This is a genomic window from Streptomyces sp. NPDC041108 (genome assembly GCF_055592645.1).
Genome location: NZ_JBVIYK010000008.1, coordinates 60,013 through 79,768, shown reverse-complemented (window position 1 = coordinate 79,768; position 19,756 = coordinate 60,013). Strand labels below are relative to the sequence as shown.

Sequence of the window (19,756 nt, the reverse complement as noted above, 5' to 3'; positions counted from 1 at the left end):
CGGGGCGGGGCGGGGCGGGGCGGGGCGGGGCGGGGCGGGGCGGGGGCGCAACGTCGTTGCAACATTCCGGTTTCTAGCCTCCTCACGAGAGCCGCCCAACGGCGGGTGGCGCTTCTCGGGAGGCAGGTATTCATGACCCGTTTCGCAGCGCCCGGTACGGACGGCGCGGTCGTCTCCTTCGAGGCGCGTTACGACCATTTCATCGGGGGTGAGTACGTCCCGCCGGCGCGCGGGCAGTACTTCGAGAACCCGAGTCCGGTGAACGGGCTGCCGTTCACGGAGATCGCGCGGGGTACGAGTGAGGACGTGGAGCGCGCGCTGGACGCGGCGCACGCGGCCGCGCCCGGCTGGGGCCGGTCGTCCGTGACGGAGCGTTCGGACGTGCTGCGGAAGATCGCCGACCGGATGGAGGCGAACCTGGAGCTGCTGGCGGTCGCGGAGAGCTGGGAGAACGGCAAGCCGGTGCGGGAGACGCTGGCCGCCGACATACCTCTCGCGATCGACCACTTCCGGTATTTCGCGGGGGCGATCCGCGCGCAGGAGGGTTCTCTCGCGGAGCTCGACGACGACACGGTGGCGTACCACTTCCATGAGCCGCTGGGTGTGGTGGCCCAGATCATCCCGTGGAACTTCCCCATTCTGATGGCGACCTGGAAGCTGGCTCCCGCGCTGGCGGCGGGCAACGCGGTCGTGCTGAAGCCGGCCGAGCAGACGCCGGCGTCCATTCATGTCTGGCTGAGCGTGGTGGCGGATCTGCTGCCGCCAGGTGTGCTGAACATCGTCAACGGGTTCGGGGTCGAGGCGGGCAAGCCGCTGGCGTCGAGTCCCCGGGTGGCGAAGGTGGCGTTCACGGGCGAGACGACCACCGGGCGGCTGATCATGCAGTACGCCTCGGAGAACATCACGCCGGTGACGCTCGAACTCGGGGGCAAGTCGCCGAACATCTTCTTCGACGACGTGTGGTCGGCGAACGACGACTTCCGTGACAAGGCCCTCGAAGGCTTCACGATGTTCGCGCTCAACCAGGGCGAGGTGTGCACCTGTCCGTCGCGGGCGCTGGTGCAGCGCGGCAACTACGCCGAGTTCATGGAGGCGGCCGTCGCCCGCACGGAGCAGATCGTGACGGGGCATCCGCTGGACACCGACACCATGATCGGGGCCCAGGCGTCCAACGACCAGCTGGAGAAGATCCTCTCCTATCTGGACATCGGCCGGCAGGAGGGCGCGAAGATCCTGACCGGTGGTGAACGCATCGAGCACGACGGTGAGTTGAAGGGCGGTTACTACGTCCAGCCGACGCTCTTCGAGGGCCACAACCGTATGCGGATCTTCCAGGAGGAGATCTTCGGCCCGGTCGTCTCCGTCACCCCGTTCGACGACTTCGACGACGCCATCAAGATCGCGAACGACACGCTGTACGGGCTGGGGGCGGGTGTCTGGACGCGGGACACCAACACGGCCTACCGCGCGGGCCGTTCCATCCAGGCGGGCCGTGTCTGGACCAACTGCTATCACGCGTATCCGGCCCACGCCGCCTTCGGTGGCTACAAGGGTTCGGGTATCGGCCGCGAGACCCACAAGATGATGCTGGACCACTACCAGCAGACGAAGAACATTCTTTGTTCTTACAGCCCTCAGAAGCTTGGCTTCTTCTAGGCCCTCAAGTGGGTGGTCTGGAGGCACTGTTGTTCTCCGGACCACCCAGCACGACAAGCACGCTCAGCAACAAGTTCGACGCCTTTCGCTACCACACGGCCCTCAAGTGACGCCATCCCGGTCCAGCCGCGGACCAGATGGCGGATCTCTAAGTTTGATCTTCAAGGCCTCAACCGAGCATGCTCAGTGAGTGATTCGGCTCGTTTCACGATCTTGCCGAGGCGATACCTGGCCGCGGGCCGTTTGCTCTTGGATCCTGGCGGCCTTCCCGGGCCAGGCGGAACGCCGGTCAGTGCTTGAGAATCCGGCCCTCCTTCGCGCGGCAGCGCGGTGGCGCGGGTGGGAGGGCGGCGCGTCACCCGGTCCGAGCGCAGACGTCGGAGAACCTCTCCAGGCGGTGAACGCCAGCACCTCGCCCCGGGCGGCAACGCCCCCACCATTGGGCAGGTGCGTTGCTCGAGATGGTCCGTTTCAGGATGCCTTTTGGTCGGCGGGCTTCTCGATCTCGGTGGTCACGCGTGCCCCTCGGAAGAGCACCGGGAACCACAGGAGGCATGCCAGCAGGGGGGCCGCGGCGTAGGCTGCCATGCCCACACTGGAGCCCAACCCGTCCATGAGCGCGCCGAGGACGAGGTAGCCGATGCCGATGAGCGCCGACTCCACGAATGCGATCATCGACAGCAGGCTCGCCCGGTGGCGCGACGGCACGGCTTCGTTGAACACGTTGTCCACGATCACGGCGGTGATCTCGGGAATTCCCCCCAGGACCAGGAACGCGGCGATGGTGACCCAGACAAGGCCGAGGCCGCTCAGGCCCAGCGCCGCTGCGAGCGTCAGGAGAGACACCGGGACGATGAACCGATACCCGATGCGCCGGTCCGCGCGGTCCGACAGCAGGGGAGTGAGCCCGCCGACGAAGAATCCCGCCGATATGACCACGCTGACCAATGCCGTGCCCGCTCCCTGATCGGAGAGGGTCTTCTGCGTGAAAATGATGTACGGCGTCAAAGTCGCATGCATCAGTCCGGACACCACGACAAGCGTCACGAGCGCCGGCGTGGCGACCCGAAGCATCGCCCGCCATGCTGTGGCGTCACCGTGCTCCTCGGCTCCGCCCTGCTCGTCCACCGCGTCCATGCCGCGAATCTCGGGCACCCGTGCCATCAGCACCACCACGGCCAGGACAAGGCACGCCGCCGAACCGGCGTAGACGACTCCCCAGGAAATCTGCTGCATTTGGCCGCCGAGTACGATGGCGACTCCCGAGGTGACCGTCGCGAGCATGGTGAACCGGGACTTGATCTTGACGTAGCCGGCCGTTGCACCACCACGCACGAGCAGGTCGTACAGCAGGGCGGTGTCCGATCCGGATACACAGGCCATGCCCACACCCTGGCCGATGAACAGCGTCAGGAACACCCAGTAGTTGGAAGACGTCACCTGACCGAGCAGGCATCCAGCTATCAGCACCTGGCCGATCACGATGCTGGCACGCCTGCCGATTCGGTCGGCGATGACTCCGGTCGGCAACTCCGCAAGTCCGCTGACCAGATAGAGCAGTGTCTGCAGTAGGGCCACTTGCCCGGCGGAGAAGCCTCGCTGATACAGGAAGAGGACGAATACGCCGCGCTGGAACAGCGAGTTGGCGAGCACGGCGTATACGTAGAACGGGCGCGCGACGCTTCGTGCTGCATCGTCGACTGCAGCCGACCCGCCAAGGGCCTCCGTGGTGCCGGTCATGCTGCGGTCTCCCCCTGGTGACTCCGGTGATCCTTGATGTTGGGCCTCCGCCGTCGACCGGAACTTCCAGTCCGTACTTCGCGCAGGACATTGGGCCGGCCCTCCGGGAACCGTTGCCGACGCCGCGGCCATCCTCGGTGGAGGTGCCAAGTGCTGGAACCGGTAGCGTGCACCTGGAAACGGTTGCGCACGTCCTGGAGCCGGCCTGGGCGCGCGCTCAGGGAAATCCCGGATCTCGTCACTTGGTTCCCGGGAGCACGGCCATGGGCGGCGACCGCGCCTGTGAGGGTACCGGAGCCTGGTCGGCTCGCACGCGAGTTCTGTGACCGCCTGGAATCAGGGCTTCCGCCGTCCTGAAGCGAGCGAAGCGCTCGGAGCGTCGTTGCGATCTGGCTTCGTCTCTGACCTGAGCTTGATCTTTAACCTCAGGTCGTCGAACGAGTCTCTACGCGGGCAGTCCTCAAAGAGGTCGCCTTCGATCATCACGGTGATAATGCCGGGCAGACTCGAGGGCTCACCCATATCCGGGTCATCCGCCGACTGGGCGGCCGGGACCTTCAGCGCGTAGGGCAGATCGCCCCGAGCTGGGAACCGGTCTCGCGGACGTGCGGGGGAACCTTGAGGTTTCACGGCTTGGTCCTCCCTGTGGTCGGACGGGTGCAGAGCACGAACACGGTGAGATGCGGAAGTTGACGGTGGCTCAGACGTGCCCGCTCACCGCGACGGGTTCAGCGCACTGCCGGAACTGCACTTGTATCCGGGGCAGGACCGTGCAGCCCGGGAGGCGCACCGTGGCTCGGACGGCTGCCTCCTTACGTTCTGCGGGGCGGACGAGGACGCTCTGACAAGTTCGCCTCCTCCCCGCACCTGCGGGGCGGGCTCCCCTATACGTCAAGAAGTCCGGGACGGACAGGTTGTCCTCACCCGTGGAGATGGTCTCGCTGTCATCGTCGGTTCCGACGACAGCCTCGTGTGCTCCCCGTACCGTTGGATGGCCCCGAGGGGTTCTTCGCGTAGTTCACGCCGACCGCGCGCTCCCCGCGGACGCAGGGGTGCTCCCTGGTACGGCAACCCGATCCCTCTCCCCCGTCGCCGATCTTCCCGCCGAGGCAGTTCGCCCGGCTCCCCCGACGCGGGCCGGAGAGCAAGGCTCCTGACGGGCCTTCACCCGAGTACGCGCAGCACCTGGGCCACCGTCTCCGTCGTGCGGGCGCGGGCGGCCGAGAGCCAGGGTCGTGGGTCAACGGCCCGAGGGCCGTCGGCGAAGGCGTCGCGGACGGCTCCGGTGAAGGCGATGTTCAGTGCCGTACCGATGTTGATTTTGGTCATGCCGGCGGCGATCGCGCGGCGCAACTCGCCCTCGGGCACACCAGTGGAGCCATGCAGGACGAGGGGAACGGGAACGGACTCCCTGAGGCGGGCGATCAGGCCGTGGTCGAGCCGTGCTGTGCGGGTGGTCATGGCGTGCGAGCTGCCGACGGCGACGGCGAGGGCATCGACGCCCGTCTCGGTCACGTACTCGCGTGCCTGCCGGGGGTCGGTGCGGGCGCCGGGTGCGTGGACGCCGTCCTTGCCGCCGACTTCGCCGAGTTCGGCCTCCAGCCACAGCCCGTGGGCGTGGGCCCACTCGGCGGCGGCGCGGGTGGCGGCCAGGTTGCGGTCGTGCGGATGCGCCGAGGCGTCGTACATCACGGACCCGAAGCCGTCGTCCGCGGCGCGGCGCAACAGTGCCTCGTCGGTGACGTGGTCCAGGTGCAGGGCGACCGGGACGACGGCCGCCTCGGCCACCGCCGCGGTGGCGCGGGCGATCGGCGCGAGGGCACCCCCGTGGTACCGCACCGCGTTCTCGCTGATCTGGCAGATGACCGGGGCGCCCACGGCCTCGGCTCCGGCAACGATCGCCTCGGCGTGCTCCAGGGTGATCACGTTGAACGCACCGACGGCGCGTCCCTCTGAGTGCGCCGCCCGGACGAGGTCGGCGGCGGGGGTCAGGGGCATGGCACGGGTGGCCTTTCCGGACGACGGCTCCCGGCACGACAGTGACGGGAATCGTGAAAGAGGATGCGGGAAATTGCTGCTTTGTAAGCGATACAGCACTGAAATACGCGGTGCCTGCCAGAACGGGCTGCCCTGTCCGTGGTTTCATGGGCACCCGACACCACCGACAGGGAGCGACGGAGATGGCGACACCGCAGGTCAGGTGGAGCGCGCTGCTGGAGATGCTGACGCGCGACGGACGTATCGAAGTCGAGGCGGCCGCGGCCGAACTCGCGGTGTCCGCCGCCACGATCCGGCGCGATCTCGACGAACTGGCTCGCCAGCAGATGGTCACCCGCACCCACGGTGGCGCCGTGATCAACGCGATCGCGTACGACCTGCCGCTGCGTTACAAGGCGGCACGCCATGCCCCCGAGAAGGAGCGGATAGCGCACGCTGCGGCCGGCCTGGTCAAGGCCGGGGCGGTGGTGGGACTCAACGGCGGCACCACGACCACCGAGGTCGCACGGGCACTGGCGACCAGGAGCGACCTGGGCTCCGAGGGCGTCGCCGAGCCGTCGCTGACGGTCGTCACCAATGCCCTGAACATTGCCAACGAGCTGGTCGTACGCCGTCATGTGAAGCTCGTCGTCACCGGCGGAGTGGCGCGCCCGGCCTCGTACGAACTGATCGGGCCGCTGGCCACCGAACTGCTCGCCGAGATCACGCTGGATCACGTCTTCATCGGAGTCGACGCGATCGACGTCGTGCACGGTGCGACGGCCCATCACGAGGGTGAGGCCAGCATCAACCGAGCGCTGGCGCGGCGCGCCCAGCAGGTTGTCGTGGTCGCCGACTCCTCCAAGCTGGGCAAGCGGGCGTTCGCGCGGATCTGCCCGTTGGAGGACGTCCATGTGCTGGTCACCGACAAGGACGCTCCCGCCGGGCTGATCGAGCCGTTCGCCGCCGCAGGAGTGGAAATCGTCCGCGCCTGAACCGTCCCGCACCGTGACGGTGTTACCGGCGTCCGTGACCGGGCGTCCGCCGGACCGTACGTCGTGGCCGACCGCATCCGACAGACCGGGCCTGCCGGATGCCGGCTCGCGCGACGGAACGTTCTGCCGGCCGAGGTCGGCAGCGTGGGCGGCGGTAGCGGTGGCGTCGTCGGCCGGTCTCATCGCTTCACGCCTTGACACCGCCGGCCGTCAGGCCGCTGATCAGATGGCGTTCCACGAAGACGAACAGCACCACGACCGGGACGATGGCGATCAGCGAGGAGGCGAAGAGGTACTGCCACTGCTCCTGGTACGCGGTGACGAATCCGGGGATGGCCTTGGTCAGCGTCGTGCGGTCCCCCGAGGACGTGATGGTGAGGGCGACGACGTACTCGTTCCACGCGGCGATGAAGGTGTACACCACCGCCGTCACCACGCCGGGCATGGCCAGCGGCAGGGTGATCCGGGTCAGCGCCCCCAGCCGGCCGACCCCGTCCAGGTACGCCGCCTCCTCCAACTCCCTGGGGACGCTCGCGAAGTAGGCGTTGAGAATCCAGACGCAGAACGGCAGATTGAACGCCGCGTTGACGAGGATCAGCGCCTCGCCGGTGTCGGTCAGGTCGAGGCTGACCATCTCCCGGTAGATGCCGACCAGCAGCGCGGTGGGCGCGAACATCTGGGTGACCAGGACCAGCAGCAGGAACGCGCCGCGGCCTCTGAAGCGGTGCCGCGCGGTGTAGTACGCGGCCGGCAGTCCGACGACCAGCGCGAGCAGCGTGGACATCCCGGCCACGTACAGCGAGAAGCCCAGCGAGCCGGCGACCGGCGGATCGTCGAGCGACATGACGTCGGTGAAGTTGGACCACCGCCATTCGGACGGCAGGTACGAGGGCGGGGAGTGCATGAGTTCCGGCGTCGGTTTCAGCGCCGTCAGCAGCATCTGAAGGTACGGGGAGAGGAACACCAGGACGAGAACCCCTCCGGCCCCGGCGAGCAGCGCGGTGCGTATCGTGCGTGCGGCGTGGGGTCCGGTCCCTACATATGTGGCGCGCGGTCTCATCGGATCTCCTCCCGCCACCGCACGACCCGGAGATACGCCAGCACCACGACGAGGATCAGTGCGAAGTTCACGACGGCCATCGCGGCGGACTCGCCGACGGCCTGGTTGTCGAAGGCGAGCTTGTACATGAAGGTCGTCGTCGTGTCGGTGGCGAAGCCGGGGCCGCCGCGCGTCATCGACCAGATGATCGGGAACGAGTTGAACACGTTGATGATGTTGATGATCGCGGCCACCATCAGCGAGGGCCGCAGCAGCGGCAGGGTGACCAGGAGGTACGTCCTCACCGGGCCGGCGCCGTCCATCCGGGCCGCCTCGTAGACCTCCGCGGGGACGGTCTGGAGTCCGGAGAGTATGACGAACGCGGTGAACGGCAGGGAGACGAACACCGCCACGGCCATCATCGCCGCGAATCCCAGGACGGGGTCGGCCAGCCAGTTCACCGGCTCGTCGAGGAGACCCACGTCCATCAGGACGCGGTTGACGACGCCGTAGAAGTTGTTGAGCATCCAGCGCCAGATGAGCGCGGTCATCAGTACGGACGCCGCCCAGGGGACGATGAGCGCCCAGCGGACCAGCCGTTGCCCGGGGAAGCGTGCGTTGAGCAACTGGGCGATGCCCAGGGACAGTAAGAGGGTGACCGCGACGACGCCGACGACCCAGACCAGTGTGCGCAGCAGGACGCCCGGCAGTTCCTCCTCGCCGAACAGGTCGGCGTAGTTGTCGAGGCCCGCGGAGCCGAGGGACAGTCCTGTGGAGCTGATGCGGGTCAGGGAGGTGCGGACCATTTCGACGACGGGCCAGACCACCATGGCCAGGATGAGGACGACGGCGGGGCCGAGCCACAGCAGTGGTTCGAGGGACCGGAGGCCGCGCCGCCGTTTCCGGCCGGGGCCACCGGGCGGCACCGCCCCCTCCGGGGCCTGCTCCCGTCGGTCCCCCAAGGCGCGTACGGAGATGTCGTGGACGGCCATGCGTCAGCCGGCCTTCTGCGCGGTCTTCTGGATCTTCTCCAGGACCTCCTGGGGATCGCCGTCGGCCACGGCGGTGCCTATCTGCTGTTTCACGGCGCCGTCGACGGCCGCCCAGCCCGGGTTGTCGGCCGGGGCGAACTTGGCGCCTGACAGCGCGTCGACGAACGGCTTGTAGTAGTCGGCGTCCGAACTGAGCGCGTCACCGGCCGACTTGGTCACCGAGAGGAAGCCCTCGGTGGACAGGAATCTGGAGGCGTTCTCCTTCTGGTAGAAGAAGTCCAGGAACTTGTTGACCGCCTCCCGGTTCTTGCCTCCGTCCTTCTTGAACGCCACCAGGTAGTCCTGCACGCCCAGTGTGTTGTGGGTGGTGCCGTCCTTGCTGGGCAGCGGCGCGACACCGTAGTCGAGGTCCTTGTCGACGGGGTCGATGAAGCCCTTGCGCATGAAGACGGCGCCGTTGAGCATGCCGATCCGGCCTTGCGCGAACTGGTTGAAGACGTCCTTGCGGTTGGTGGCCTCCGGGTTGGGCTGGGTCAGCCCTTGCCTGGTCAGCTTCCTGAGGTAGGTCAGGGTCTCCACGTTCGCCGGCTGGTCGACGGCCCACTTCCCGGAGTCGTCGACCCAGCCGCCGCCGTTGTTCATCGACCAGATGCCGAACTCGCCCTGGGCCTCCTCCGGTCCGAGCGGCAGTCCCAGGGGGATCGCCCCGGTCTTCTTGATCTTCCTGGCGACGGCCTCGACCTCGGCCCAGCTCTTCGGCGGCGCCGTGACACCCGCCTTCTCGAAGATCTCCTTGTTGTAGAAGAACAACCGCGCGCTGGAGATGAACGGCAGGCCGTACTGGACCCCTTCGTACGTGGCCTGATCGGCGAAGAGGGGCAGGAAGTCGTCGAGCACCTTCGCCGACACCGCCTCGTCCGCCTTGTAGATCAGGTCGTCGCGGGCGAAGTCCGAGAACTTGTTGTAGTTGAGGACGTCCGGCTGCTGCTTGGTCTGGATGTACGTCTTGACCTTGGAGTCCATCTGCTCCCAGTCGACGACTTCCAGGTTGACCTTGTAGCCGGGGTTGCGGGCCTCGAAGTCGTCGATCAGGTTCTCCCAGAAGGGCTGGGTGTCGTCGTCGTACTTCGCGGCCACGAAGGTGATCGTCCGGCCGTCCGAGTCGTCGGTGCCGGAGGAACTCCCCTTGCCGCATCCGGTGAGCGCCAAGGCCAGAGTCAGGCCTGCGGCCGTGCCTACGAGGTGCCGGTTCACGCGGGTACCACCCTCTCTTCGTACAGCGTGGAGTTGCGGTGATGCGGCCTATTGCTTGTTTATGCTCGAATCTTGCTAAGATCAAGCACTAAACGTCATCATGCTCAATCAACCACGCATGGTGTCAAGGGCGCGCCGGATCACGACTCGGCCACACCCGGGGCGGATCCCTCGGGTGCCCGCACCGACGAGAGGGCGGCGCTTCACCGCGCGACCCACGCCATGTGTGTCCGAGACGGGAGTCCCGCATGAGCCAGACAGAGACCGAGATCGCCACACAGCCGGAGTGCTGGCGCCGCGCCATCGCGCTCGCGCGTCGGCCGGACGCCGCCGGCGTCGCGGAGCTGCCCGGACCGGGCGAGCGTGTGGCCGTCGTCGGCTGCGGCACTTCGTGGTTCATGGCCCAGGCGTACGCGGTACTCCGCGAGTCCGGTGGCCACGGCGAGACCGATGCCTTCCCGGCGTCCGAGATGCCGGTCGGCCGACGCTACGACCGCGTGGTCGCACTGACCCGGTCGGGCACCACCACGGAGGTATTGGCGGTGCTCCGCCGGCTGCGGGGGGTGACGCCCACCGTCGCGGTCACCGCCGATCCGGCGACCCCCGTCATGGAACTCGCCGACGCGGCCTGCGTCCTGGAGTTCGCCGACGAGACGTCGGTCGTGCAGACCCGGTTCGCCACCTCTGAGCTGGTGTTCCTGCGGGCTCTGCTCGGCGAGGACCTGAGCCGTCTGCCCGCGCAGGGGGAGGCGGCCTTCGCCGAGCCGCTGACCGACGACCTCCTCGGCGCCGAGCAGTTCACGTTCCTCGGCAGGGGCTGGGCCCACGGGGTCGCGCAGGAGGCGGCGCTGAAGATGCGCGAGGCGGCGGGCGCCTGGACGGAGGCCTACCCGGTGATGGAATACCGGCACGGGCCGATCAGCATCACCGGCCCGGGGAGGGTGGCCTGGTGGTTCGGCGACCTGTCCGGCGTTCCCGAGGGGCTGCCGGACGAGATCGCCCGTACCGGCGGCCGGCTGGTGGCCTTCGGCCGCGACCCGGTGGCGGACCTCGTCGTGGTGCAGCGGCTCGCCGCGGCCCTCGGCGCGGCGCGCGGCCTCGACCCGGACAGCCCGCGCCATCTCACCCGATCGGTGATTCTCACCTGAAGCCGTTCACACCGAATTAACAGCCCCTCGAAGCCGGTTCGCTGCCCCGCGGCTCGTGCCGTGGGGCAGCGGGCCTGCCTGTCACCAGCCGCAACATCGGCCAGCGAGGCCACACAGGATTCAAGGGCCGCATCGTTGACAGGTGAGTTTTTCTGCAAGAACATGTTCGGAAAACCACAAGATCTTGCATAGCTGATCAGACACGTCTTGCTCCTGTCCGCTGGAGGACACCAGTGCGTGCACAGCCCCGCAGACTCGGCGCATCACTTGCCGCCGCTCTGGCCCTGACTCTCGCCTCGCCCGCCACGGAACCCTTCGCCCAGCCGGCGCGGGCCGATTCGGCTCCCCGGCCGGAAGTGACCGAATCGGCGGACGCCCTCACCCTGTCCGTACCGGCCACCAGGAAGAGCCCCGGCTACACCGTCGACGTATCCACCGACGGTGATCTCACCCTCAGCACCGACCGCTCCGGCACTGCCGTCCTGGCCACCGCGGGCGGCGACACGGGTGCCTTACGGTTCCGCTCCGCCGGCGCATGGCAGCACGCCACCGACGTCACCGGCTGGAGCTGGAAGGACGGCGTCCTGACCCTGACCGCCGACACCACGCTGGACGGGGCCACCGTCGAGGCACGCCTCACCCCGGCCGCCGACCGCTACCAACTCGACTGGAGCGTCGAGGGAACCGAGCCGGACCGGCTGGGACTCGCCTACGACCTGACCTCCGCCGGCCACTGGTACGGGCACGGCGAGGCCGAGACCCCGCAGGGCGGCCCCGGCACCGACCAGCCCTGGCCGCTGGACAGCGGCGAGGTCGAGCACCCGACCTTCTCTCCCGCCTCGTACAACATGATCGACCCGTTCTGGTACACCTCCAGCTCGGCCGGGCTCCGCGTCGACACCGGGCATGTCATGGACGTGGCAATCAATGAGGGCAAGGACGGACTGGGCCGCTTCGACGTGCGGTCCGCCGACCCCTACAAAGCCACCGTCTTCGTCGAGTCGACACCGCTGGAGGTCTACCGCGACTACGTCGGCATCGTCGGGAAACCGGCGAAGAGCGACGCCACGTACGAGCAGTACGCCAAGCCGGTCTGGAACTCCTGGGCGCAGTTCTACACCAACATCGACCAGGAGAAACTCCTGGACTACGCCACCGACTTGAAGGACGACGGGCTCGAAGGGCACGCCCTCCAGCTCGACGACAAGTGGGAGTCGAACTACGGCAATCTCACCTTCGACGCCAAGGCCTACCCCGACCCGAAGGCCATGTCGAAGAAGATCCACGACCTCGGCTTCGACTTCGGGCTCTGGACGACCCTGTGGATCAACCTCGACTCCGACAACTACGGGTTCGCCGTCGACAAGGGGTACTTGCTCAAGGACGCCGCCGACACCGCCAAGCCGTGCACGGTGACATGGTGGAACGGCACCGCGGGCATCATCGACCTCGCCAACCCGGAAGCCAGGGCCTGGTACACCGGCCGCATCAAGACCCTGATGAGCGACTACGACATCGACGGTCTGAAGTTCGACACCCGCTTCTTCGACGAGAAGTGCGCCCCGCGCGACGGGTACAAGCCGACCGACTACCAGCGGCTCGGCACCGAACTCGCCGACGAGTTCGACCTGCAGGGCGTCGGCATCCGCGTGCACTGGGACTCCACGGCCCACGAGGCCGGGTTCGTCACCCGGCAGGTCGACAAGGGCACCGGCTGGGACTCGGTCCGCGCCTCGGTCACCCAGAACCTCGCGATCTCCACGATCGGCTATCCCTTCGTCGCCACCGACATGATCGGCGGCTCCGGCGGCCAACCCGCGCCCGAGAAGGACGTGTTGATCCGCTCGGCTCAGGTGGCTTCGCTGATGCCGGTGATGTACTCCTCCACATCACCCGTCGACACCATCGACGTGACGACCGGCCAGAGGGTCGACTACGACCAGGAGACCATCGACCTCTACCGGGCGGCGATCGAACGCCACGAACGTCTCGCGCCCTACATCTGGGACCAGGTCCAGCAGACGCTGAAGACCGGTGACCCGATCGTGCGGCCGCTGTTCTTCGACTTCCCGAAGGACAAGGCGAGTTACACCGTCTCCGACGAGTGGATGCTCGGCCCCGCCGTCCTCGCCGCGCCGCAGGTCGCCGACAGGGCGACGCGGACCGTACACCTGCCGCCGGGCGTCTGGTACGACGTCAACCAGGGGACGGTGATCCGCGGTCCGAAGGACCTGAAGGGCTACGGCGCTCCCCTGGGCGTCACCCCCGCCTTCGTCAACCTCAAGGCGAAGGGCGCGGACAAGGCCCTGCGTGCCCTGCGGAGCGACGACGCTCCCGCCGCCTCCGTGCTGCTCGCCCCCGACGCGCCGGAGACCGGCTCCGGCGAGGCCTTCGAGATGACCACGACGGCCACCAACTGGGGCTCGCGGTCACTGAAGCGGGTCACGGCCACGCTGGAGGTGCCCGACGGCTGGCGTGCCGAGGCCACCACTGCCGCGACCGCGAGGTCACTCGCCGCCGGCGCCACGCTCACCACCCGGTGGACCGTCACCCCGCCCGCCGACGCCCGCTGGGGCAGCCACAGCCTCACCGGAACGGTGACCTACGACGGCAGTAGGAAGGTCTCCGACCGCCTCCCGGTGAAGGTGAAGCCGAAGCCGGGCACGGTGTCCGCGCCGTACCGCACCGCCGATACCACCGATGACGCCCAGTTCGCCCAGGCCGGTGACCAGTTCGCCATCTGGGCGGGCGGCCAGGACCTGTCGGGCTGGAAGGACGAGAAGGCCGCCGTCTACGAGAGCGGGGTGTTCGGTGACAAGGCCACCGTGCGGGCGCGGATCGTCTCGCAGGACTCCGTCAGCCCCCTCGGCAAAGCCGGCATCGCCGTCGCCAACGACCTGTCCGCGCCGGAGAAGGGCGGCTATGCCGTGCTCGTCATGACGGACAAGTACGGCCTGGAGTTCCTGACCGACAGCGACGGCGACGGAAAGCTCGACACCTGGGCGGGCGGCGGCCAGAGCTACCATCCGGCCCACCTCAGGCTGGTGCGCGACGGCACGACCTACACCGCGTACGCGAGCAAGGACGGCACCACCTGGTCGACGGTCGGCTCGGCCACGGTCACCTCGGCCTCCGGCACCGGGGACGCGGGGGTGGTCGCCTCCGCCGTCAATCTCAACTACCCCGGCGAACGGGTCCAGGCCGTCTTCGACGGCTTCTCGGTCACAGCGTCCTGACGCTCCCGGCCATCGCCGCCCGGAAGCACCCGACAGCTTCAGAAGCGTCCCGCCGGCTTCGGTGACGCCCCGACAGCTTCGGCAGCACCCGACGACCCTTTTGACGATAGGGGTTCACCCATGCCACGGCCAGCACGCGCGCCCTCTCTCATCGCCGCCTTCCTCGCCGGCGCCCTCGTCGCGACCACCAGCACCGTCATCGCGGCCGGCGACGACGACTCCGGGGGACCCACCACCACCTGGCTGACCGTGAAGGTCGCCGACGCCATGGGCACCAGGGACACCATCACCTGGGTGCCCACGGGAGCCTTCGCGAGCTCGGCCGAGGTGCGCGTCCCGCGCTATCCGATGACCGCCATCGAAGGCAAGGACACCAAGGAGCTGGCCCTGAACGCCGTACGCGGCGAGCAGGTCTCCGCACAGCTCGCCATCGCCTCCGGCAAGGACCTCGACGACGTCAAGGCGAAGGTCGGCGACCTGACCGGGCCGGGCGGCGCGATACTCGACGGCGCCCGTACCCAGGTGCGGTTCGTGAAGTACGTCCCCGTGCAGCGCTCCAAGAGCGAGGTCGACTGGTCGGCCACCATCGACCAGGTCAGCTCCCCCAGGGAGGTCTCCGGCGACCGCAACCCGGACGTCGTCGGCGACCCCCTGGAGGAACGCGGCTCGGTCGACGTGCCCGCGTACGCCGCCCAGCCGCTCTGGTTCACCTTCCGCATCCCGAAGGACGCCAGGCCGGGCACGTACAAGGGCACGGTCGTCGTCGACGTCGACGACGACACGCAGGCCACGTACCCGCTCACCATCGACGTCGCGGACGCCACCGTGACTGCCCCCGCCGACTACCGCTTCTTCCTCGACGTGTGGGCGCAGCCGGAGACCATCGCACAGGGCCACAAGGTCAGGCTGTGGTCGAAGGAGCACTGGAAGCTCATCGAGGCGTACAACCGTGATCTGGCGTCGCGCGGACAGAAGGTCATCAACACGACGATCGTCGACAACCCCTGGCACCACCAGTGGTCCCTCGGCACCCGTCAGTCGCAGACCGCGACCCCGTACTCCAGCATGGTCGGCTGGACCTGGAACGGGACCAGGTTCGCCTTCGACTTCGGCCGCTGGGACACGTACGTCGAGACCGCCAGGAAGGCCGGGCTCGGCCCCGGCATCGGCGCCTTCTCGATGCTGGCGTTCCAGGACCAGGAACACCTCACCTACACCGACACCCGCACCGGGAAGACCGTCTACGAGAACGTCGAGCTGGGCGGGGACCGCTGGCGGGAGGCGTGGGGCGCGTTTCTGCCCGCCTTCGAGGCCCATCTGCGGAAGAAGGACTGGCTGGAGGAGACCTGGCTGTCCTTCGACGAGCGGCCGATCAGCACCATGACGGTGGTCAGGGACTTCGTCCACGAGGTGGCGCCCGTCTTCGACGACCGTATCTCCGTCGCCGGGTCGATCAGCACGGAGGGCGTCGCGTCGAACCTGTCCGTGGACTGGGGCGGCATCGACGCGATGACGAAGGAGAAGGTGGCTGAGCGGCGGGCGGCCGGCAAGACGACCACGTTCTACGTGTACGGCTCTCCGGCTCACCCCAACACGCTGTCGTACTCCCCCGCCGTCGAGTCGCGGATGCTGCCGTGGATCTCCGCGCAGCGCGACCTCGACGGGTTCCTGCGCTGGTCGTACAACAGCTGGACCAGCGACCCCTTCACCAAGCCCGTGCACATCTTCACCCAGGGCGACGAGTACCTGGTCTACCCGGGGAGGAACGGGCCGATGTCCAGCATCCGGTGGGAGCAACTCAAGGAGGGCATCGAGGACTTCGAGCTCATCGCCCAGCTCCGCGCGAAGGACGGCGGTGACGGCGCCGCTCTCACCGAGGCCCTCGCCAAGGCCACCCGGGATCTGGACGGCCGTACGAAGAACGTGACCGACATCGAGACCGCGCGGGCGGCCGTGGTGAAGGGGCTGACGTCATGAGAGGGCGCGTGAGGTCCCTGCTGCTCGCCGCGGTGCTGGCTGTCATGCCCCTGACCGCTCCGGCCGCCACAGCGGCCGTGCCTCCGCCCCGTACGGTGCCCGTGGCGGAGCCCGTGGCGGGGAAACAGCACACGGTCACCTACGACCAGTACGCCGTGCGCGTCGACGACAAACCCCTGTACATCTGGGGCGCCGAGTTCCACTACTTCCGGCTGCCCAGCGCCGACGCCTGGCGTGACGTACTGCAGAAGATCAAGGCGGGCGGATTCAACGCGGTCTCGCTCTACTTCGACTGGGGCTACCACTCCGCCAAGCCGGGCAGTTACGACTTCACCGGCATCCGTGACGTGGAGCGGCTGCTCGACGAGGCCGAGCGCGCGGGACTGTACGTCATCGCACGGCCCGGCCCGTACATCAACGCCGAGGTCTCCGGCGGCGGCATGCCCGCCTGGCGCAAGACGCAGCCGGGTGTGAACCGCACCTCCGAGCCCGAGTACACGGAGGCGGCCCGGGAGTGGATGAGCCGGATCAACCCGATCATCGCGCGGCACCAACTCACGCGTGGCACCGGCAATGTGATCCTCTATCAGGTCGAGAACGAGTACCAGGGCGGCCGTGAGGACGCCGACTACATGCAGACGCTCATCGACTGGGCGAAGCAGGACGGCATCGACGTGCCGACCTTCGTCAACGACGGCGGCGCCAACCAGAACTGGGTGAGCGGCAAGGGCGCCCCCGACATCTACGGGTTCGACGCCTACCCGCAGGGCTTCGACTGCAAGGACCCCGATGCCTGGAAGAACCTGCCGGACTATTCCTACGTCAACGAGTGGAAGCCCGAGTCGCCGCTGATCATCCCGGAGGCCCAGGGCGGCGCCTTCGACCCGTGGGGCGGCACCGGCTACCAGGACTGCGCGAAGCTCACCGGCACCGACTTCACGCGGGTGTTCTCCAAGATGAACATCGCCGCCGGGGTCAGCGGTCAGTCCTTCTACATGACGTACGGCGGCACCAACTGGGGCTGGCTCGCCGACCCGAACGCGGTCTACACGTCGTACGACTACGGGGCACCGATCAACGAGTCCCGTCAACTCACCGAGAAGTACCAGGAGTTCAAACGCCTCGGCTACTTCGTGAACTCGGTCGGCTCGCTGGCGCGGACCGACAAGGCCGAGGCGCCCGCACCGTCCGACGAGGCGCTGCGCATCGACCGGCGCGTCAACCCCGACGACGGCACCCAGTTCTTCACCGTCCGCCACGCCGACACCCGGGTGAAGGACAGGGACGAGACGACGCTGTCCCTGTCGGGTGCCGACGGTGACTATCCGCGCGTGCCGCGGCAGGGCACGATCACCGTCGACGGCCGGGACGCCAAACTCCTCGTCGCCGGCTACGACCTGGGCGACCAGCGGCTCGTCTACTCCACTTCGGAGATCATGACGCACGCCACGATCGGCGACCGTGAGGTGGCCCTGCTGTACGGGCGTGCGGGCGAGACCGGCGAGACCGTGCTGCGGTACGCGAAGCGGCCCGAGGTGAAGGTGCTCGACGGCGACGTCACCACCACCTGGGACGCCGAGCGCGGCGATCTGCGGCTGAACTACACCCACAAGGGCCTGGCCCGGGTGCTGGTGAACGGCCTCGAACTGCTGATCGCCGACGACGCCGAGACCGCCCACTGGTGGCGGCAGGACACTGCCGACGGCCCGGTTCTGGTACGCGGCCCGTCCTTGGTCCGTACGGCCGAGATCGCGGACGGCACCCTCAAGCTGACCGGTGACTCCACCAGGGCGGCGAAGACCGAGGTCATCGCCGACGCAAGGAAGGTGACCTGGAACGGCCGCAAGGTCACCGTCACCGAGGCGCCGCGCACGGTCCGGCTGCCCGAGCTGACGACGTGGAAGTACAAGGAGGAAGCCCCGGAGACCGCCCCGGACTTCGACGACTCCACCTGGACCACGGCCGCCCGCCTCACCGCCCACCACGCCGAACTCAAGGGCTCGCTGCCGGTGCTGGCGATGGACGAGTACGGCTACCACCACGGCAACGTCTGGTACCGGGGCCGGTTCAGGACCACCGGTGCGGCGACCGCGCTCGCGCTGAACGCCAACACCGGCCCGACCGGCCAGTACTCGGTCTGGCTCAACGGCCGCTACCTGGGCAGTTCCGGCGACGGCGCGCACACCTTCGACATCCCGGCTGGCACGCTAAAGGACAGCGGCGACAGCAGGGACAGCGGCGACAACGTGCTCGCCGTCCTGGCCGAGAACGCGGGCCACAACGAGGAATGGGGCCACGACTACTCCAAGGAACCGCGCGGACTCCTCGGCGCCGAGGTGATCGGCGGGGCCTCCACCGTCACCTGGAAGATCCAGGGCAGCCGCGGCGGCGAGAACCCGGTCGACACCGCACGCGGCCCCTACAACAACGGCGGGCTGTACGGGGAAAGGGCCGGCTGGTCGCTGCCCGGCTACCCGGACGGCGACTGGAAGCGCACCACCCTGTCCGCCCGGTCCGGGGCCACGGAACCCGGTGTGCGGTGGTACCGCACCCGCGCGAGGCTCGATCTGCCGAAGGGCCAGGACAACGCGATCGCGCTGGACCTGGCGGAGCCCCAGGGCGGCAGCACGGCCTACCGCGCCCAGATCTTCGTCAACGGCTGGCTGATCGGCCGCTACCTGCCCGACACCGGACCCCAGACACGTTTCGTCATCCCCAAGGGCCTCCTGCGCGAGCAGGGCGACAACACCATCGCCCTGGCGGTGTGGTCCACCGGGAAGGCGGCGGGCCCCGGTTCGGCGAAGCTCGTCGACCTCGGCGCGACGGCCGGCGGGATCAAGGTGAACACGGTGTCCGCGCCCTCGTACGACGCCAAGACCTATGCCATGCCGGACGCCAGGGCCCGTGTCAGCGTGGACGCCGAGCCGTTCCTGAGCACCGCGGTCGCCACCAAGGTCCCCGTCACGCTCGCCGTGCCGAAGGACGCCCCCACCGCCCGCGACGTCGAGCTGTCCCTGACCGTCCCGGACGGCTGGACCGCGACCACCGACGGCGCCACCGGCTTCGACCGGGTCCGGCCCGGCACGTCGGTGACCGCGGTCTACACCGTGACCCCACCCGCCGACCCGGTTCACTACGCCGTGCTGTCCGCGACCGCCGGACTCGAACAGACTGGTCGGCCGAAGAGCGTCACCGGCGAACGGGCCGTGCAGGTGCCGCCGCCGGGACTCTCCGAGGACGCGTACGTCAGCGACCTGACCCTGGTCAAGGCGGTCAACGGCTGGGGCCCCGTAGAGAAGGACGCGTCCAACGGCGAGGCCGCGACGGGTGACGGACGGACCATCACGATCGACGGCACCACCTACGACAAGGGCCTCGGCGTCCACGCGAACAGCCGGGTCAGGGTCTATCTCGGCGGCGGCTGCACCGGGTTCACCGCCGTCATCGGGCTGGACGACGAGGTCGGTGACGGCGGCAGCGTCTCCTTCCAGGTGGTCGCCGACGGCCGCATGCTCGCCGACAGCCCGGTGGTGTCCGGCTCCGACGCCGGCACCGCCATCGACGTCGACGTCTCCGGCGCCCGCTGGCTCGACCTCGAGGTCGACGGGGACGGCGATGTCTCCAGCGATCACGCCGACTGGGCGGACGCCAAGCTGACCTGTACGGGCGTTGGCGCCTGATGCCCGCCGGGAGGGGGCTCGTGGCGCTGGTGCTGGCGCTCGTCGCCGTTGTGGCGGGACCG

At 68.6% G+C, this 19,756-nt stretch carries 11 protein-coding genes; 6 read left to right on the top strand and 5 right to left on the bottom strand.

Features of this window, described 5'->3' with window-relative positions; genetic code table 11:
- Positions 1–132: 132 nt before the first annotated feature.
- Entirely contained in the window at positions 133–1,656 is a 1,524-nt protein-coding gene (gene exaC / locus ACZ6BB_RS23180) for an acetaldehyde dehydrogenase ExaC (RefSeq protein ID WP_471617075.1), read from the top strand.
- 471 nt (positions 1,657–2,127) lie between these two features.
- Here the strand turns inward: exaC and ACZ6BB_RS23175 are convergent, their stop codons facing one another.
- Together ACZ6BB_RS23175 and ACZ6BB_RS23170 are read right to left on the bottom strand one after the other, a co-directional pair.
- Positions 2,128–3,396: an MFS transporter gene (locus ACZ6BB_RS23175; protein ID WP_471617074.1), complete on the bottom strand. Its 1,269-nt coding sequence runs from the start codon at positions 3,394–3,396 to the stop codon at positions 2,128–2,130.
- Positions 3,397–4,560: 1,164 nt separating this feature from the next.
- Positions 4,561–5,394 (bottom strand): class II fructose-bisphosphate aldolase, encoded by an 834-nt coding sequence (locus tag ACZ6BB_RS23170; protein ID WP_471617073.1) that lies wholly within the window; start codon positions 5,392–5,394, stop codon positions 4,561–4,563.
- Positions 5,395–5,576: 182 nt separating this feature from the next.
- On the opposite strand from ACZ6BB_RS23170, the gene ACZ6BB_RS23165 reads away from it, so the two are divergent.
- Positions 5,577–6,368: a DeoR/GlpR family DNA-binding transcription regulator gene (locus ACZ6BB_RS23165; protein WP_471617072.1), complete on the top strand. Its 792-nt coding sequence runs from the start codon at positions 5,577–5,579 to the stop codon at positions 6,366–6,368.
- 187 nt (positions 6,369–6,555) lie between these two features.
- Here the strand turns inward: ACZ6BB_RS23165 and ACZ6BB_RS23160 are convergent, their stop codons facing one another.
- Genes ACZ6BB_RS23160 through ACZ6BB_RS23150 form a run of 3 tightly spaced genes read right to left on the bottom strand, consistent with a single transcriptional unit; the run spans position 6,556 to position 9,653 of the window.
- Positions 6,556–7,428: a carbohydrate ABC transporter permease gene (locus ACZ6BB_RS23160; RefSeq protein WP_471617071.1), complete on the bottom strand. Its 873-nt coding sequence runs from the start codon at positions 7,426–7,428 to the stop codon at positions 6,556–6,558.
- Entirely contained in the window at positions 7,425–8,399 is a 975-nt protein-coding gene (locus ACZ6BB_RS23155; protein WP_471617070.1) for a carbohydrate ABC transporter permease, read from the bottom strand. The genes ACZ6BB_RS23160 and ACZ6BB_RS23155 overlap by 4 nt, the downstream gene beginning before the upstream one ends.
- Positions 8,400–8,402: 3 nt before the next feature.
- On the bottom strand, positions 8,403–9,653 hold the full coding sequence (locus ACZ6BB_RS23150) for an extracellular solute-binding protein (protein ID WP_471617069.1): 1,251 nt from the start codon (positions 9,651–9,653) through the stop codon (positions 8,403–8,405).
- Positions 9,654–9,901: 248 nt separating this feature from the next.
- Here ACZ6BB_RS23150 and ACZ6BB_RS23145 point away from each other — a divergent pair, with 248 nt between their 5' ends.
- From ACZ6BB_RS23145 to ACZ6BB_RS23130, 4 genes are all read left to right on the top strand, one after another.
- Positions 9,902–10,801: an SIS domain-containing protein gene (locus tag ACZ6BB_RS23145; protein WP_471617068.1), complete on the top strand. Its 900-nt coding sequence runs from the start codon at positions 9,902–9,904 to the stop codon at positions 10,799–10,801.
- A gap of 233 nt (positions 10,802–11,034) precedes the next feature.
- Positions 11,035–14,037 carry a TIM-barrel domain-containing protein gene (locus ACZ6BB_RS23140; protein WP_471617067.1) on the top strand — a complete coding sequence of 1,001 codons (3,003 nt, stop codon included), beginning with the start codon at positions 11,035–11,037 and terminating at the stop codon, positions 14,035–14,037.
- Positions 14,038–14,157: 120 nt separating this feature from the next.
- Positions 14,158–16,014: a DUF4091 domain-containing protein gene (locus ACZ6BB_RS23135; protein WP_471617066.1), complete on the top strand. Its 1,857-nt coding sequence runs from the start codon at positions 14,158–14,160 to the stop codon at positions 16,012–16,014.
- Positions 16,011–19,694 carry a beta-galactosidase gene (locus tag ACZ6BB_RS23130; RefSeq protein ID WP_471617065.1) on the top strand — a complete coding sequence of 1,228 codons (3,684 nt, stop codon included), beginning with the start codon at positions 16,011–16,013 and terminating at the stop codon, positions 19,692–19,694. The genes ACZ6BB_RS23135 and ACZ6BB_RS23130 overlap by 4 nt, the downstream gene beginning before the upstream one ends.
- Positions 19,695–19,756: the final 62 nt, after the last annotated feature.

What these genes read in the sequence shown, in the direction of transcription:
- ACZ6BB_RS23175 (WP_471617074.1), bottom strand. Translation starts at nt 3,396, where the DNA reads ATGACCGGCACCACGGAGGCCCTTGGCGGGTCGGCTGCAGTCGACGAT.
- ACZ6BB_RS23165 (WP_471617072.1), top strand. Translation starts at nt 5,577, where the DNA reads ATGGCGACACCGCAGGTCAGGTGGAGCGCGCTGCTGGAGATGCTGACG.
- ACZ6BB_RS23170 (WP_471617073.1), bottom strand. Translation starts at nt 5,394, where the DNA reads ATGCCCCTGACCCCCGCCGCCGACCTCGTCCGGGCGGCGCACTCAGAG.
- ACZ6BB_RS23135 (WP_471617066.1), top strand. Translation starts at nt 14,158, where the DNA reads ATGCCACGGCCAGCACGCGCGCCCTCTCTCATCGCCGCCTTCCTCGCC.
- ACZ6BB_RS23155 (WP_471617070.1), bottom strand. Translation starts at nt 8,399, where the DNA reads ATGGCCGTCCACGACATCTCCGTACGCGCCTTGGGGGACCGACGGGAG.
- ACZ6BB_RS23130 (WP_471617065.1), top strand. Translation starts at nt 16,011, where the DNA reads ATGAGAGGGCGCGTGAGGTCCCTGCTGCTCGCCGCGGTGCTGGCTGTC.
- ACZ6BB_RS23160 (WP_471617071.1), bottom strand. Translation starts at nt 7,428, where the DNA reads ATGAGACCGCGCGCCACATATGTAGGGACCGGACCCCACGCCGCACGC.
- exaC (WP_471617075.1), top strand. Translation starts at nt 133, where the DNA reads ATGACCCGTTTCGCAGCGCCCGGTACGGACGGCGCGGTCGTCTCCTTC.
- ACZ6BB_RS23145 (WP_471617068.1), top strand. Translation starts at nt 9,902, where the DNA reads ATGAGCCAGACAGAGACCGAGATCGCCACACAGCCGGAGTGCTGGCGC.